Origin of the sequence: Paenibacillus sp. FSL R7-0210 (assembly GCF_038009085.1) — a bacterium.
Lineage (GTDB): Bacteria > Bacillota > Bacilli > Paenibacillales > Paenibacillaceae > Paenibacillus_AQ > Paenibacillus_AQ silagei.
Window position 1 is genome coordinate 4,303,934 of the sequence record NZ_JBBPAR010000001.1, and the last position, 16,564, is coordinate 4,320,497.

Annotated in this window: 13 protein-coding genes; 1 reads left to right on the forward strand and 12 read right to left on the reverse strand. The window is 54.4% G+C overall.

Going from position 1 to position 16,564, the window contains the following annotated elements; translation table 11 throughout:
• Positions 1–139: 139 nt before the first annotated feature.
• The 12 genes from ptsP to MKY64_RS18510 all read right to left on the reverse strand — a co-directional run bounded on the left by ptsP (position 140) and on the right by MKY64_RS18510 (position 15,442).
• The gene (gene ptsP, locus MKY64_RS18455) at positions 140–1,852 is read right to left on the reverse strand and encodes a phosphoenolpyruvate--protein phosphotransferase (protein WP_339254899.1); all 1,713 of its coding nucleotides are present in this window, start codon (positions 1,850–1,852) and stop codon (positions 140–142) included.
• Complete coding sequence (locus MKY64_RS18460) at positions 1,845–2,120, reverse strand: HPr family phosphocarrier protein (protein ID WP_036696683.1); 276 nt, start codon at positions 2,118–2,120, stop codon at positions 1,845–1,847. Before MKY64_RS18460 ends, ptsP begins: the two co-directional genes overlap by 8 nt.
• 100 nt (positions 2,121–2,220) lie before the next feature.
• Positions 2,221–4,278 carry a glucose-specific PTS transporter subunit IIBC gene (ptsG, locus tag MKY64_RS18465; protein WP_340954922.1) on the reverse strand — a complete coding sequence of 686 codons (2,058 nt, stop codon included), beginning with the start codon at positions 4,276–4,278 and terminating at the stop codon, positions 2,221–2,223.
• Positions 4,279–4,530: 252 nt separating this feature from the next.
• Positions 4,531–5,394, reverse strand: a complete 864-nt coding sequence (glcT, locus tag MKY64_RS18470) for a glucose PTS transporter transcription antiterminator GlcT (RefSeq protein ID WP_339254895.1) — start codon at positions 5,392–5,394, stop codon at positions 4,531–4,533.
• A gap of 145 nt (positions 5,395–5,539) precedes the next feature.
• Positions 5,540–7,159 carry a hypothetical protein gene (locus MKY64_RS18475; protein WP_340954925.1) on the reverse strand — a complete coding sequence of 540 codons (1,620 nt, stop codon included), beginning with the start codon at positions 7,157–7,159 and terminating at the stop codon, positions 5,540–5,542.
• The gene (locus MKY64_RS18480; protein ID WP_340954927.1) at positions 7,152–7,859 is read right to left on the reverse strand and encodes an ABC transporter ATP-binding protein; all 708 of its coding nucleotides are present in this window, start codon (positions 7,857–7,859) and stop codon (positions 7,152–7,154) included. The genes MKY64_RS18475 and MKY64_RS18480 overlap by 8 nt, the downstream gene beginning before the upstream one ends.
• A gap of 116 nt (positions 7,860–7,975) precedes the next feature.
• Complete coding sequence (locus tag MKY64_RS18485; RefSeq protein ID WP_340958118.1) at positions 7,976–9,559, reverse strand: flotillin family protein; 1,584 nt, start codon at positions 9,557–9,559, stop codon at positions 7,976–7,978.
• Positions 9,559–10,095 (reverse strand): hypothetical protein, encoded by a 537-nt coding sequence (locus MKY64_RS18490; RefSeq protein WP_036722562.1) that lies wholly within the window; start codon positions 10,093–10,095, stop codon positions 9,559–9,561. The genes MKY64_RS18485 and MKY64_RS18490 overlap by 1 nt, the downstream gene beginning before the upstream one ends.
• A 178-nt stretch (positions 10,096–10,273) precedes the next feature.
• Positions 10,274–11,437, reverse strand: a complete 1,164-nt coding sequence (locus tag MKY64_RS18495) for an iron-containing alcohol dehydrogenase (RefSeq protein WP_340954931.1) — start codon at positions 11,435–11,437, stop codon at positions 10,274–10,276.
• Positions 11,438–11,610: 173 nt separating this feature from the next.
• On the reverse strand, positions 11,611–13,194 hold the full coding sequence (locus tag MKY64_RS18500) for a UDP-glucose--hexose-1-phosphate uridylyltransferase (RefSeq protein ID WP_340954933.1): 1,584 nt from the start codon (positions 13,192–13,194) through the stop codon (positions 11,611–11,613).
• An 81-nt stretch (positions 13,195–13,275) separates the two neighbouring features.
• Positions 13,276–14,262, reverse strand: coding sequence for a UDP-glucose 4-epimerase GalE (gene galE, locus MKY64_RS18505; protein ID WP_036696662.1), 987 nt, complete (start codon positions 14,260–14,262; stop codon positions 13,276–13,278).
• A 1-nt stretch (position 14,263) separates the two neighbouring features.
• Positions 14,264–15,442: a galactokinase gene (locus tag MKY64_RS18510; protein ID WP_340954935.1), complete on the reverse strand. Its 1,179-nt coding sequence runs from the start codon at positions 15,440–15,442 to the stop codon at positions 14,264–14,266.
• Positions 15,443–15,677: 235 nt separating this feature from the next.
• On the opposite strand from MKY64_RS18510, the gene MKY64_RS18515 reads away from it, so the two are divergent.
• Entirely contained in the window at positions 15,678–16,535 is an 858-nt protein-coding gene (locus tag MKY64_RS18515) for an AraC family transcriptional regulator (RefSeq protein ID WP_340954937.1), read from the forward strand.
• Positions 16,536–16,564 lie beyond the last annotated feature (29 nt).

Genomic DNA, 16,564 nt, shown 5'->3' on the forward strand with positions numbered 1-16,564 from the left:
AAGTAATGGACACATTATATAAAATAACGCCCGGGCGGGCGGTTCCAGATTTGCTGAAATTCAAATAACCGCAAAAAAAAGCCCCCTGTAAAGGAGGCCGCAAAGTAGTTGGAGTTATAACCAATGCTTGAGTAAAGAATTAATTCACGCGGGATTGCACCAGTGCGGCTACTTCCTCGGCCGTGCCGAGCTGCAGGGCCTGGGCAGCCATTTCCTTCATGTCGGCCGCAGACAGCTTCGAGATCTGGCTGCGTGCTGGCAGGATGGAGGTAGCGCTCATGCTGAATTCATCGAGGCCAAGACCGAGCAGCAGAGGAATAGCTGTGGCATCCCCCGCCATTTCTCCGCACATCCCGGTCCACTTGCCTTCGGCGTGTGCAGCATCAATGACGATTTTGACCAGTCGCAGAATTGCCGGGTTGTATGGCTGATACAGGTAGGCTACCTGTTCATTCATACGGTCTGCAGCCATTGTATATTGGATAAGATCGTTGGTTCCGATACTGAAGAAATCCACTTCCTTGGCGAACTGATCCGCCAGTACAGCCGTCGAAGGAATCTCTACCATGATGCCCAGCTGGATGCTGTCGGACACTTCTTTGCCTTCTTCACGCAGCTTGGCCTTCTCTTCCAGCAGCAGATCACGGGCTGCACGGAATTCACCAAGGGTAGCGATCATCGGGAACATAATGCGCAGGTCGCCGTGGGCACTTGCTCTGAGCAAGGCGCGCAGCTGAGTGCGGAAGATATCCTGACGGTCCAGACAGAGACGGATCGCACGGTAGCCGAGGAACGGGTTCATTTCCTTCGGCAGCTCCAGATAAGGCAGCTCCTTGTCTCCGCCGATATCCAGCGTACGCACTACAACCGGCTTGCCTTGCATATTCTCAAGCACCGTCTTGTAGGCATTATACTGGATTTCTTCGGAAGGCAGCTTGTCGCGGCCCATATAGAGGAACTCGGTGCGGTACAGACCTACACCTTCGCCGCCGTTCTCAATAACGCCAGTCACATCATTCGGAGTCCCGATGTTGGCTGCCAGCTCCACATGCTTGCCGTCGGCAGATACCGTTGGCTCGTCGCGGAGCTTTTTCCATTCAGCAATCTGAAGATTGTAAGCTTCCTGCTTCGCTGTATACTCGGCTACCTCAGCTTCGGAAGGGTTAATCAGCACATCGCCGCTCAGACCATCCACGATAACCAGATCGCCTGCTTTGACCAGGGACATCACGTTCTTCGTGCCCACAACCGCCGGAATCTCCAAGGAACGGGCCATAATGGCCGAATGGGATGTCCGTCCGCCGATATTGGTGGTGAAGCCTTTGACGAAATTGCGGTTAAGCTGTGCTGTATCCGATGGCGTCAGATCCAGGGCAATAACAATAACCTCTTCACTGATCTCAGCCGGGCTCACATAGTGAATGCCAAGCAGATGGTTCAGCACACGTTTGGTTACGTCACGCATATCTGCTGCACGTTCCTGCAGGTAAGCGCTCTTCATGTTCTGGAACATTTCCACGAATTGATTAGCTACTTCATTCAGTGCGTAGTCCGCATTTACCGATTCCTCACGGATTTTGTCCATTACAGGGGTAATGAGCTCAGGATCATCAAGGATCAGCAGATGTGATTCGAAAATCTCCGCCTTCTTCTCGCCAAGCTCAGCCAAGGTACGCTCTTTGATGGTCTGAAGTTCGCCTCTGGATTTGTCCAGGGCGTCATTCAGCTTCGCAAGCTCAGCGTCCACATCCGTGACCGCTGTTTTGGTAATGGTATAGTCCGGGTGTTCCAGGATAAAGGCACGGGCTACTGCAATACCTGCGGAAGCCGCGATTCCTGAAATTTTATTCATGAACTTCTCCCAGCCCTTCTTTAACCATAACCTCCTGCAACGCGTTCAGTGCTTCTGCTTCTTCACTGCCTTCAGTAATAAGAGTCAGGGTATCTCCTGCTTCAAGGCCCAGGGAGAGAACGCCCAGGATGGATTTAAGGGTAACTTTTTTGCCTTTAGCTTCTGCAAAAGCTTCAGTGCCTTTGAATTTTGTAGCTGTATTTACCAGCGCTGTTGCCGGGCGTGCGTGAATTCCGTCTTCGTCAATAATTCTGAAAGTTGTTTGCATAATATAATCCAACTCGCTTTCTGTTAATTTGGGATGGTGAATTATAGTGAAGGCTTGCGCTCCCCTTCATTATAATGGAAGCGCTTCGCCATTGCACATTTTACTGAATGGTGATGATATCCTTGTCGCCGATGACGACTCTGCCCGGCTTATTCAAGGTAACGGAGGAGCCTTCCGGCAGGTTGGAGAAGATGACCGGAGAGATGACAGAAGGTGCATTCGCCTTCACATACTCCATGTCCACTTCCATAATCGGCTGTCCGGCAGCTACCAGATCGCCTTCCTCCACCAGAACCGTGAAGCCCTGGCCCTTAAGCTTAACGGTGTTGACCCCGATATGCACAAGGACTTCCTTGCCGCCGTCTGACATGATGCCAATGGCGTGCTTACTAGGGAACACGTTGAATACCTTGCCGTATACCGGCGAAGCAATCTTGCCGTCTTCGGACAGGAAGGCGAAGCCGTCACCGGTCATTTTCTGCGAGAAGACCGCATCAGGAACCTCTGTAATATCCATCAGCTGGCCGTTTACCGGGGATACGATATCCTCAGGGATAATAGCGTCGCCCTGCTCGCCGGCCTGTTGTTCAAGCTCCGGCTTCGGAGCAGCAGGGGCTGCAGCCGGTGTTCTGCCGTTCATGACATCCTGAATCTGTGACTTGATCGTGTCCGAACGTGTGCCGAAGATCGCTTGTACGTTGTTACCCACTTCAAGAACACCAGACGCACCCAGCTTCTTCAGCCGGTTCTTGTCTACGCCCGCTTTGTCCTTCACTTCGACCCGCAGGCGCGTAATGCAGGCATCCAGATGGGTGATGTTCTCTTTGCCGCCCAGGGCAGACAGAATGTTGCGCGGCAGATCGTCGCCTGTCTTGGACACACTCTCCAAGCTTACCTCATCCTCATCCTCGGAGGAATCCTCACGGCCGGGAGTCTTCAGGTTGAACTTACGGATGACGAACCGGAACCCGAAGTAATAGATCACGGCCAGTACCAGACCTACCGGGATAACCAGCCACCAGGCGGTACGGTTCGGAATGACACCGAACAGCACATAGTCGATGAACCCGCCGGAGAAGGTCATGCCGATTTTGACATTCAAGAGGTGCATGGTCATGAAGGACAGTCCTGCGAATACAGCATGGACGGCGAACAGCAGCGGAGCCACGAACAGGAAGGAGAATTCCAGCGGCTCGGTGATCCCTGTCAGGAACGAGGTCAGCGCAGCCGAAATCATCAAGCTTCCGACAATCCGTCTGTTCTCAGGCTTCGACTCATGGTAGATCGCAAGTGCCGCTGCCGGAAGACCGAACATCATGAACGGATATTTACCGGTTGTAAATGTACCCGCTGTGAACTCCACACCGTCACGAAGCTGCTGCATGAAGATCCGCTGGTCACCTCGGACCAGATCGCCCGCCTTGTCAATATAGCTTCCGAATTCATACCAGAACGGTGAATAGAAGATATGGTGCAGGCCGAACGGAATCAGGGAGCGCTCGATGACCCCGAAGATAAAGGCCGACAGCGTCAGGTTGGTATTAATCATACTCTGTGACACATAGTTCAGACCGTGCTGGATCGGCGGCCACACAATCGTGAGCGCAAGACCAAGCATCAGGGAGGTCACTGCCGTCATAATCGGTACGAAACGTTTACCCGCGAAGAAGCCCAGATACGACGGCAATTCTATACGGAAGAACCTTTTGTACATAGATGCGGCCAATATCCCGACCAGGATACCACCGAAGACCCCGGTTTGCAAGGTGGGAATCCCCAGCACACTGGAATACGAGAAATCCTTCCAGGTCAGCACGTAAGCATTGACCCCGACTACCGTACCCATGGTTACGTTCATCACCAGGAAGCCGATAATCGCTGCCAGCCCGGCCACGCCTTCACCTCCGGCCAGCCCGATAGCTACGCCGACTGCAAAGAGCAGGGACAGGTTATCGAATACGATTTGCCCGGAGTTCATTAGTACTGTGGCAATGGCCTGTACGATATTATTCTCCAGTGCAGGCACGTATTGCAGGAAGTCCGGATTCACCAGCATGTTCCCGATTCCAAGCAGCAGGCCCGCTGCAGGCAGAATGGCAACAGGAAGCATTAGCGCTTTACCGACTCTCTGCAGAACGCCAAATAATTTTTTAAACATTCAAGGTCACTTCCTAATCCTTAATTTCTGTCAACAGAAGCCAAAAAAGGCATGAGCAATACAGCACATGGATTGCCACACTAACGCTAACGTTAGCGTACCCCAAGTTGGGGCAGGACAACCATAATACTGTAAATCACTCATGCCTGATCGTATCAGTTACACGTTGGTATTCTGCTTCTGTTTCATAACAGGGATCATTGTAGCACCATTGATTTGAAGTTGCAAGCCCCAAAATCGCCTAAAGCCGGTCTACTCCTCCAGCTCCGGCTCATCTTCCTTCTTCTGGGCAATACGCTGCAGATGAATCGTCAGATAGCTGACCTCGGCCGGATATACCGGAATGCGCACCCGCTGCTCAATCACCTTCGTCAGCTTCCAGGCAAGCATGTACATCTCGGGATACTCCCGCTTCATTAGTCCATCCAGGGACGAGGTCTCGCGCACAGTCTCTCCCCGGCGCAGACGCTCCAGAACGAACCGCAAATGGGTCACCAGCCTTGAATAGTCCAGAGAATCCCGCGGAATGCGGTATTCCAGGCTATCCTCGACCAGTCCCACCATGTCCCCGATGAGCTCGGAATGCTGCTTCACCTCAGAGATATGGCGGTTGCTGAGCGCACTGACAATATGCAGAGCCACGAAGCCGATCTCATCCGGCGGCAGCGTCACCTTCATCACCTCATTGATCCGCTCCACCGCATATTCCGCCAGACTGTATTCCTCCGGATAAATCTCCCGGGTCTCGTACAGAAACGGATTATGAATAGCCATATGCTGCTCGCTTCTGCGGATCGCAAAGGAAATATGGTCGGTAAGGGCAATATGGATATGCTCATTCAGCGTCTGGCGGCTGCTCTGCATAATATGCAGCACAATCTCCTGGACCACCTCAATCAGCTTCTCATCTACCTGCGGCACCAGCTGCTTGTATTGCTCCTGCTCCTCCTGGCTGCGCAGAATGAACATCTTCTCTACGGAGGACAGATTGATCCGGTCCCGCGTTTTACGGTTGAAGCCGATCCCCTTGCCAATCACCACAACCTCGGCATATTGGGGATGCTCGGCAATGATAACGTTATTATTAAGCACCTTGCCCACGGTAATGCTGCTCACTTCCGACACCTCTTTTACTTCTGAATCCTGATCTATTCCAGCAGCACGATACATGTTTCAGCGTGTGATTCGTTACCTTAAGCTCCTATCATAACATCAAGAATCCCAAATTAGAAGGGTGCCGCAAACCGCCCGCGGGCTCCATTCATTTCACCCGAAACGTCCGGCCTGAGAACCTGTATACCATGATCAGCGCAGCCAGCATATACACCACAGCAGAAAGCACTACGATCACGGCAAACATTCCAGGCTCACTCTTGAACTGCATCGCGATGAATCCGACCCCCAGCACCACACTGTTCACAATCGTAAAGAACGGATTCTTCACATTCAGCTCCGTGCTGTAGGGCTGGAAGATGTAGTACATGAACAGATGATGCACCGAGAAGAACAGGGACAGCGCCACAATCGTCACGCAAAAGAGTACGGCATCCCCCGCGCCCCAACTCTCTGCTGACAGCACCAATAGCAGATTCACCGCCAGGCAGATCGCGGCAGCCGGGATCAGATTAAGCACGCTGATACGCAGCAGCCGGATACGGAAGTTGCTTAGAATCGCCGATTGTTCACGGTAGAATCCGTAGCGCAGCAGGCTGAGATCACAGTTATAGAACATCGCCTTGCAGAGGCGTTCGCCAATGGACGTGTAGTTCATAATGATCAGGAAGGTGGGCAACGCGGTAATCAGATAATGAGTCAGTTTGGTAAAAGCGGATTGCGACAACAGCATCGTCAGCAAAGCAGCGGCAAAGAGCGATCCAATAATAACCAGCCGCCGTTGAATCGGACTGGTGATCAGCCGCCGGTGACGTGAGAAAAAGATTGCATTCAGGTAAGCGTACCCGCTTTTCCCCTCGAACTTCTCTTGATTCTGTTGTTCCGCCGAGTAGTGCTGATCTTGGGTGGCCACATCCTTCACCCGTGCTTCTTTCATCATCCGTCCCATGTCGAGCAGCGGATCATCGATTTTGGTGACGGCATCGACGGCATTCGTATAGTCCTTATAACGGGCGATATAGACCGCACTTAAGGTTCCCAGCACCAGCACGCCAAGCACCACAGGCAGATTGAACAGCATTCCGCTCTCTACTACCGCATATCCGGGGAGCAGCGGAAGATAGGCCAGCAGATAGCCAGCGCCGATGGCGGTCCAGATCCAGCTTGTTTTTTTGACAATAACCATGCCGTAGCGGTCAAACACCCACAGATGCAGCGCCTCGCAAGCCGTACGCCAGAACGTAAGCAGCAGCGTAAGAACCGCCCCATGCCACAGCGGAGCACCGAGAAGATTCCCGAAGACCAGCATCGCCGGAATAAAAGTAACCAGGAAGCTGATCCCGCGCAAGGTCAGTGTGGTCCGCATATACCGCTCTGCCGGCAGCCTCATCAGCTTCACGAATATGTATTTATCCCGCTTCGGCTCCAGAATAACCGCGCTGGAAACCCCGGCCGTAAGGAAGCTTATACACAGCAGCATCTGCAAATAGAGCTGGTACTGAACAGAGAGGGATAAGCTGATATCATTACCGATGAACTTCACCGGCAGATAGATCATGATCCCAAGATAAGCGAACTTCGTCACAAAGGCCATAAGTACCTTGAGGATATGCACGATAACAGATAAGGTCCGCTTCAGCGTGGTTTCCGAGTAGACCGAGGCCGGGATCAGCTTACCCAGCACCGGGAGCTTACGGATATAGAACATCAGCCGGTTAGCGCCGGACATCCCACGCACTTCCAGAATCGCCTTCAACGTCCTAATCATGATCCTCATCCTTCAGCAGGGCAATAATCTGCTCTTCAAATTCCGGACTGTGGAGGGTCTCCGCCGGAATCTCCCGCAATGTACCGTTATTCAGAATAACCAGCTCATCGCAGAGATCGGCGGCCAGCTGCAGAATATGAGTGGAGAAAATAATGATATGATCCTGCTTCATCTCCCGCAACAGCTTCTTGATCTCCAGTGCCACTACCACATCGAACGAGGTTAACGGCTCATCCAGCAGGATCAGCGGCGGACGGGAGATGATAAAGCATAGCATCTGAATTTTGTTCTTCATCCCGTGGGAATAGCCCTTGATCAGACGGTGCCTGTCCGCCTCCTCGAAACGGATGATATCGAAATATTCCTCGATGGTCCGGTCCGCTTGTATCTTCCCCTTATTGATGTCCATGTAGAACTTCACAAACTCATAACCGGTCAGGAAGTCAGGCAGAATCGGCAAGGAGAAGACGTAGCCGATCTCCTCCTCAAGCAGCGGAAGACTCACCTCATCTCTCCGCAGAAAAGCCCCGCCGCTATCCATTTGGATCTCCCCGCTCAGGCAGTTGAATAACGAGGTCTTCCCCACGCCGTTACGGCCGAGCAAGCCGTATATCTTGCCTTGCTCAAAGGTAAAATCAATCCCCTTCAGCACCTCTCTGCCGTCAAAGCTCTTGCGTATATTATCCAGTATAAGCTCCATGCCTCTGCCTCCGTTTCAGCGTAAAAGATAAGGAATCTCTGTTTAGCGGATCACTTACAAAAAAGGTATGGCTGGCGTTACTGCTGCCTGCCATACCTTGGTGGCTTGCTCTGCTCTTATCCTTCAAGGTGTTCTGAAGGTTCCACCGGTTGTGCCGGAGTGACCGGAGCAGCCGGGGCCGGTCTGGTGACGACAGAGGTTATGGGCGCCGCTGTATGTCTCACCACGTCCTTAGGCTCCGTCTTGCCCTTGGTCAGCCCTTTGATCAGCGCCTCGACATCAATGCCGGACACGCTTTTGAGCATCTCAGGGGCTGTGGACATCAGTTTGGTCACATAATTACTCACACGCGCAGCTCCTTCACCGTTGCCGGTATCCACCACAGTCAGCTTATCGATAGACGCCAGCGGCTCGGCAATCTTCCCGGCCAGCTCAGGCAGCATTTTGACGATAATATCGAGAACCGCCGCTTCGCCGAATTTCTGGAAGGCTTCTGCCAGCTTCTCCTTGGCTTCCGCTTCCGCCAGACCGCGCAGACGGATAACTTCAGACTCTGCTTTACCTTTGGCCAGCTCTGCATCCGCAATCGCCTGACCTTCCAGCCGCTTCTGCTCGGAGGTTGCCTTAGCCTGAGTCTCAATGCTGTACTGCACAGCATCGGCTTCACGCATGCGCTTGGCCTTGTCGGCTTCCGCCGCCTGCTCGACCGCATAACGGTCTGCTTCCGCTTTCTTCTTCACTTCAGCATCATACTGCTTCTCGCGTACCTGGATTTCCTTCGCCTGAATATCGATTTCGCGTTCCTTGCGGACCAGCTCAACCTTCATCTGCTCTTCCACCACGGTCTGCTTGGCACGCGCCTCCTGAATGTGGTACGCCTGGTCGGCTTCCGCCTTGGCAGTATCCTGATCGCGTTTGAACGCTGCGACCTTGAGCTGGTTCTCCTTCGATGCTTCAGCGATGTTGGTATCCCGCAGCAGCTCCGCCTTCTGCCCCTGCTCCTCGGCATTGGCCTTCTGAATCCGCGCGTCACGGACAGCTTCCGCTTCCGCAATCTCCGCATCCCGCTTCACTGCGGCAATCCGCGGTTTACCCAGCGCTTCCAGGTATCCGTGCTTATCGCGTACGTCCTTGATGGTAAATGAGACAATCTGGAGTCCCATCTTTTTGAGGTCACGGGCGGCAACCCCCTGAACCTCCTGGGCGAAGCGGTCCCGGTTGCGGTAGACCTCTTCTACGGTCATCGTACCAAGAATCGCCCGCAGATGTCCTTCCAGCACTTCCTGCGCTTCACTCTTCAGGGATTCAATCGGCTTGCCCATGAATTGCTCGGCTGCCGTTGCCACATCTTCCGTGGAGCTGCCTACCTTGATGATGGCGACCCCGTCGGCAATGACCGGCACGCCTTGCTCCGTATAGACCTCCGGGGTCGTCACATCGAGCTTATGGGAGAGCAGAGACATGAACTCCGCTTTCTGGAAGACAGGCAGAATGAACGCACCGCCGCCGCGGACGATTTTGATTTTGCGGCCGGAGCCGTCATCTGATATATGATTGTTGCCCAGGAAGGAACCAGTGACGATCATGCCTTCATCCGGGCCAACCGTCTTGTAACGCGCCCAGAAGGCGAGTCCGAGGACAAGCAGTACAGCGATTACTATCGCAGGTATAAACAGGGATTCTGGAATATTTTCTAGCATCATAAGTCCACTCCTTTTCTCTCTTCGAATTCAGACACAAGTGCTACACCCTCACGTACCTCAACTACTACAACCTTGATTCCGGCCGGCAGTGCATGCTGCTCGAAGCTGGCCGCCGTATGCAGGCTGTTGCCTGCACCGAACTTCACCATAATCTCACCGTAGCCTGTGCCGGGGACCGGGACGGTAACCTCACCGATCTTACCCGGCAGTTCATTCATGGAGAAGCCGTTCGACATCTCACTGTTCCTCATTGGCTTCACTACCACCAAATGCATCAATACGCCCATGAATGCCGCAACCAGCAGGGACAAGGCAAGAATCACGCCATCTTCCAGTCCGCTGTAGCGGCCCAGCAGCATGCCTGCTCCACCGAATACAGTGATCCCTCCTGCCAATAGGGTAGGATTCAGGAAATCAAAGGATACGATGTCAAAAATCCCGTCCAGAGCGCTCCCGATCAGGTCGCCCAACACTACACTCACTAAGGCAAATAAAATACCCAGCGCCAAACAGCCCAAATACAGCGTTTGCATTATAGTCTCCTCCCGTCGATACTTCCGGACTGTCATACTAGTATAAACGCAACTGTCATGCCCTTGGTTTCACAAAGTTGGGTATTGCTCTCATTAATGTATGCCGGAAGCGGGAAAATTAACAGACCAAAGAAGCCGCCCCCTTAGACGGGAAGCGGCTGTACTGTCGATGGCTGACTTACAAAGCCAGCTTATAAATTTCAACTACGTCCTGACGCTCCAGCTTGCGGAAGTTGCCGAACGGACCGAAGCGGACCGCCTTGTCGGCCATGCTGCCGATTTCGCTGTCGTCGATATCGTAATCGCCGAGCGTCTTCGGAGCGCCAATGGAATCCCAGAAGCGGCGGAGCGCTTCAATGCCTTCGAGGCCGGTCTGTTCATCGGTTTTGCCGGAAGGGTCAATGCCGAACACGTTCACAGCCAGCTGGCGGAAGCGGGCAGGATTCGTGCTGAGGTTATATCTCATCCACTGCGGGAAGAGAATTGCCAGGCCGCCGCCGTGGGGAATATCATACACAGCGGATACAGCATGCTCAATGTTGTGCGTAGCCCAGTCACCGGCAAAGCCCATGCTGACCATTCCGTTCAGCGCCATCGTCCCGCAGTACATAATAGTCTCGCGAAGCTCGTAGTTGTTCAGATCCTCAATCAGCTTAGGAGCCGTCTCAATCACGGTACGAAGCAGAGTCTCCAAGAAGCCGTCCTGTAAAGGCGTATTGCTGTCTGTATGGAAATAATGCTCCAGCGTATGGGACATGATGTCCACCATACCGTACACCGTCTGGTCGCGCGGCAGGGAGAAGGTGTTCTCCGGGTCAAGGATCGAGAAGGCCGGATAGGCATGGATGCTGCCCCAGCCCATTTTCTCCTGGGTCACTTCGTTGGTGATGACCGAGCCGTTGTTCATTTCGGAGCCGGTGGCTGCCATTGTCAGCACGGTTCCCAGTGGAAGCGCACCTTGAGGTGCGGCCTTGCGTTCTACGAAGTCCCACATATCCCCTTCATATTTCGCTCCGACGGCCACCGCCTTGGCACAATCGAGCACACTGCCGCCGCCAACGGCAAGAATCAGGTCAATCTGATTCTCACGGCACAACGCTACACCTTTATGTACCGTTGAGAGACGCGGATTCGGCTCCACTCCGGCAAGCTCGGTAACTACGGCACCAACCGCAGCCAGCTCGGCAATGACGTTATCGTACAAGCCGCTGTGCTTGATGCTGCCGCCGCCGTACATCAGCAGTACGTTCTTACCGTATTTCGGCACCTCGGTACGGAGTGCCTGCAATGTTCCCTGTCCGAAAATAAGCTTGGTCGGGTTATAAAATTCAAACTTGCGCATATGGGTAAACCTCCATGATTATGTGAATGTGAAGCACTGTCTATTATAGTCCTCCAGCCTGGCGCATTCAAATCGCTGATTTCTCCACAGCAGGGCACGCAGAAATGCCCCGCCGGTACTCCGGCAGGGCGATAACTTATGAAATATGAAACGGGCTCAAAACCTATCCAGACTTAGTTAAAACCGCTGCTGTTCAGGAACCGGCGGAAAGCCGCCTGTCCTTCCGGCGTGCGTTTGTAGACTCCGGCATGCTCCAGAATGTGAGTGAACTTCGTACCCACCTCATTCTGGATGGTCTTCACCGCTTCTTCTCGGTTCAAGGAGGTGCCGAAGCGGCTTACCAGTTCGGTAATCCATGAAGTGTGTAGCGCCAGCGGATGCTCCTGGCCTTGGCTCTGGACATCTCCGAGAAGCGCAGTGTCGCCCGCCAATATGCCAGCGATGGCGTCAAGCTCTTCCTTGAGCCGCCCCGGCAGAATCGCCAGGCCCATTACCTCAATCAGGCCGATGTTCTCCTTCTTGATATGGTGCATCTCCCGGTGCGGGTGGAAAATCCCTTCGGGATATTCTTCGCTGGTCCGGTTGTTGCGCAGCACCAGATCCATCTCGTAGCCGCCGTCCTCTGCCCGGCGCACGATAGGGGTAACGGTATTATGCGGCACGCTCCCGCCGTCCTCTTCACTGAACGCCAGCACTTCGGCGGCCGGATCACTGTAGGTCTTCCAGGATTCGTAGATATGGTTGCCTGCCTCCAGCAGCACCGCCGGATCTTCGGCATGCATCCGCAGCACGGACATCGGCCATTTCACAGTGCTTAAGCGGACGCCGGGATACGAGGCATGTGTGAAGGTGTCCTCTTTGGGTGCCTTCTGGATCGGGAACGTATGCCGTCCGCCCTGGAAGTGGTCATGCGTCAGAATGGAGCCGCCGACAATCGGCAGATCGGCATTCGAACCGATGAAATAATGCGGGAAGGCCTCCACGAAGCTAAGCAGACGCTTCAGCGTATCCTTCGTCAGCTTCATCGGCACATGATCATGGTGGAACACAATGCAATGCTCGTTATAGTAGACATAAGGCGAGTACTGGAAGAACCACTTCTCGCTGTTCATCGAGAGCGGGATCACGCGCAGGTTCTGACGCGGCGGGTGATTGACCCGGCCGGCATAGCCGACATTCTCGCGGCAGAGCTGGCACTTCGGATAGACCGGAGGCGGAAGCAGCCGGGCCATGGCGATTTCCTTCGGACTTTTCTCCGGCTTGGAGAGGTTGATCGTCATCTCAATATCCCCGTACGGCGACTCCTGAAGCCAATACACATTCTTCGCTACACGGTCCATACGGATATAGTTGGAATCAATGCTCAGCTTATAAAAGCGGTCCGTTGCCGCCTGAATGCCCTGTGCCGCCTGGATCGCGGCGAACTCCGCATTCACCTCAGACGGGCGGGCCATCAGAAGGCCCATAATCTTCGCATCCAGCAGGTCGCGGTACGTATCCGTATTCTCCGGGATCAGCCCGAGACTGAACCCGTAATCAATCAGCTGGTCCAGCGGGGCCTGCGGGCTGTCCAGCGGACCTTCAGTGAACTCGCCGGGATACGGCTCGCTGAAGCCGAACTGGTCCAGGAGTTCATTGCGGCTGTAATCCACATCTGCTGGCTGAATAAGTCCCGTATGTCCGGCAAACAGAACCAGCTGTTCAATCGCATACAGCGCCTTCTCAGCGGCAGCAGCCGTACTATTATCGTTCTGCATTTCATTTCTCCTTCTATGGTGCCTTATGCGGCGCTTTGCATTCTGTCTATTTCACCTTCGGGCAACAAGCAGAATTGCTTCTTACTCCCCGTATCCTTGCGGATTGGCAGAGTGCCAGCTCCAGGCGCTCTGAATAATGCCTTCCAGATCGGCATGCTGCGGGTCCCAGCCCAGAACCTTGCGGGCTTTGTCAGAGGAAGCGACGAGTACTGCCGGATCTCCAGCGCGGCGGTCCTGAACCACAACCGGAATGTCCAGGCCGGTAACCTTCTTCGCAGTCTCAATGACCTGCTTCACAGAGAAGCCCAGACCGTTGCCTAGGTTGAAGATATTGCTTGCACTGCCGCTGCGCAGATAAGTGACTGCACGGACATGCGCATCCGCCAGATCGCTGACATGGATGTAGTCGCGTACGCAGGTTCCGTCCTCTGTCGGATAGTCTTCCCCGAACACTGCAATATTCTCGCGCTGCTTCAGCGCAGCCTGGAGCACCAGCGGAATCAGATGGCTCTCCGGACGGTGGTCTTCGCCGATCTTGCCGCTGGCGTGTGCGCCTGCGGCATTGAAGTAGCGCAGCGCTACGTATTTGATGCCGAGCACTTTGTCGAACCAGGCCATCATGCGTTCCATGGTCAGCTTGGTCTCGCCGTAGACATTGGCAGGCTCGGTGCGGTCGGTCTCTTCGATAGGCACCTTTTCCGGTTCGCCGTAGGTGGCGGCAGTGGAGGAGAAGACGATTTTATCCACACCGGCATGCTGCATGGCTTCTAGAAGACACTGCGTTCCATACACATTGTTGTCGTAGTATTTAACCGGGTCCTTCATGCTCTCGCCCACCAGGGAGCTGGCTGCGAAGTGAATCACCGCTTCGATCTCATTCTCGGAGAACAGCTTCGCCAGCAGCGCCTTGTCGCGCAGGTCGCCCTCGTACAGCTTGCCGCCCAGCAGCGCCTCACGGTGCCCTGTCAGCAGATTGTCAATCACCACAACCTCTTCCCCGCGGTCCAGCAGCTCTGCTACTGTATGTGAACCGATGTATCCTGCGCCGCCCGTTACCAGAATCGCCATCTTATTTCACTCCTTTCAATTCTTCCACGCCGTTGCCGATGCCGCATACATAGAATTCGCCGGTCAGGCCGGTTCTGTTCTTGTAGGCTTCTCCAACTTCCGTTATGAACCGCTGCACATCATCCTCGTGTACCAGCGATACCGTACATCCCCCGAATCCGGCCCCCGTCATCCGTGATCCCAGTGTGCCGGGAATGCGCTGCGCTTCTTCCACCATCACATCGAGCTCCTCGCAGCTGACTTCATACAGGTCGCGGAGGGAGACATGGGAGTCATTCATGTACAGGCCGAACTGCTTCAGATCATTGTTCTTCAGCACCTCCACCGAGTCAAGCACACGCTGATTCTCCTCCACTACATGGCGGGCCCGGCGTCTGACGGTTTCGTCCGTAATTCTGTCCTGCAGAAGCTCGAACTGCTCAGGCTTCACCTCAGCCAGATAGGACAGGGACGGAACCTCCTGCTTCAGAATAGCGAGTGCCTCTTCACATTGGCTGCGGCGCTCATTATACTTCGAGTCCACCAGACCGCGCTTCTTGTTCGTATTGCCGATGACCAGCTTATAGCTGCCCGTTACGAATGGGACCAGGCTGTATTCCAGCGTATCGCACATCAGCAGGATGGCCTGGTCGCGCTTGCCATTGGCTACAGCGAACTGGTCCATGATCCCGGAATTCACGCCGACATACTGGTTCTCCGCGCGCTGGGACAGCAGGGCGATCTCCACCGTATCTGTGTCACCGCCAAGCAGCGTCAGGAAGGCGAAGCCGGTCACTACCTCGATCGAAGCGGAAGAGGACAAGCCCGAGCCGTTAGGAATCTCACCATGGAACAAAAGATCGTAGCCCCCGGATACCGGGTGACCCTTCTTAGCCAGCTCCACCATTACGCCGACCGGATAGTCCACCCATTCGCCGGTCTTGGCTGCGCCGATGTCGCTGAAGTCGATAGAAGCTTCATAGGGGAAATTCGTGGATGCGAATTGAACCTTGCCGTCTGTACGCGGGCGCACAATCAGGGTGGTTCCGAAGTCCAGGGCTGCCGGGAAAACATAACCTCCGTTATAATCCAGATGCTCTCCGATCAGATTCACGCGGCCCGGTGCGTAGAATACCCGCGCGGCTTCCCCGCTCTCCCCGTACTTCTTGATAAATGTACTGTTAAGTTCCTGTATGCTCATTATTGACACTCCATCCTTTCGCTGCTTGTGCTGGGACTGTGGATTATAGCTTGCGTCCTTCATGCTTACATTATAATAAAATCAGACTTGCCCTGATAATGCAATCATGTGTGCAATATATGGACAAATGTGACTTTCGTCTCTGAAGAGACTATACTCGGTATAAGGAAAAGTGAACCGGCGCTCCCTATACACTTAGTTTTAGAAGCGTTCTGCTCAGGAAAGGCGGCTTGCAATGCAACATACCTATTCAGTAGGATCAAATCCTGTCTATTACGATAAGCAGCTGCTGCATGTACTCTTTGCGGGAGAGAGCCAGACCCTCCCGCTGCATCAGGCAGGTCCCAAGATCTACGATTACTATCTGCTCCATTATATTGAATCAGGCTCCGGGGTCTTCCGGACAGAGGAGCATACGTACGAGCTGGGAGCCGGAGACTGCTTCCTGATCCACCCGGGCCAGCTGGTCAGCTACATCTCGGATCAGCAGGCGCCCTGGCGTTACCGCTGGGCCGCCTTCACCGGCGGCGATGCCGGACAGCTTGCGGAGCAGGCGGGCTTCGCGCCGCTCGCCCCGGTGCTGTCTACCGCAGGCGGCAGTGTAATACCCGGAGCGCTTGCCGGGATGATGTCCGCCTTCTATGCCAATAAGGAGAGTGCCGCCCTGACCTCTCTGGGGTATCTGTACCTTATCGCCGGCGAAGCGGCGGAGCTGCTGGTCTCCTCCACCCGGCTGCCGGGTGCGGAATCACAGATCAAGCGGACGGTGAAGCAGATGATTCACTACATGGCTTCTCAGTATGCCCATCCGGTCTCGATTGAACAGATGTGCGGCTCTCTGGGGTATAACCGTGCTTACCTCTCCCGCATCTTCAAGCAGGAGACGGGGCTCTCTCCGGTCACTTACCTGCTGAAGCTGCGGGTGGAGAAATCGCGCCAGCTGCTGCGTGAACGTCCCGAGCTGTCCGTGGAGCAGGTAGCGGCATCGGTCGGACTGACCGATGCCCTGTATTTCTCCCGGCAATTCAAGCGTTTCTACCGCCAGTCCCCCACCGCTTACCGCCAGGCCACAGTGAACCCTGGAGAGAAATAGCTGTATCGCCTAGAGCAACAGCCCGTCTC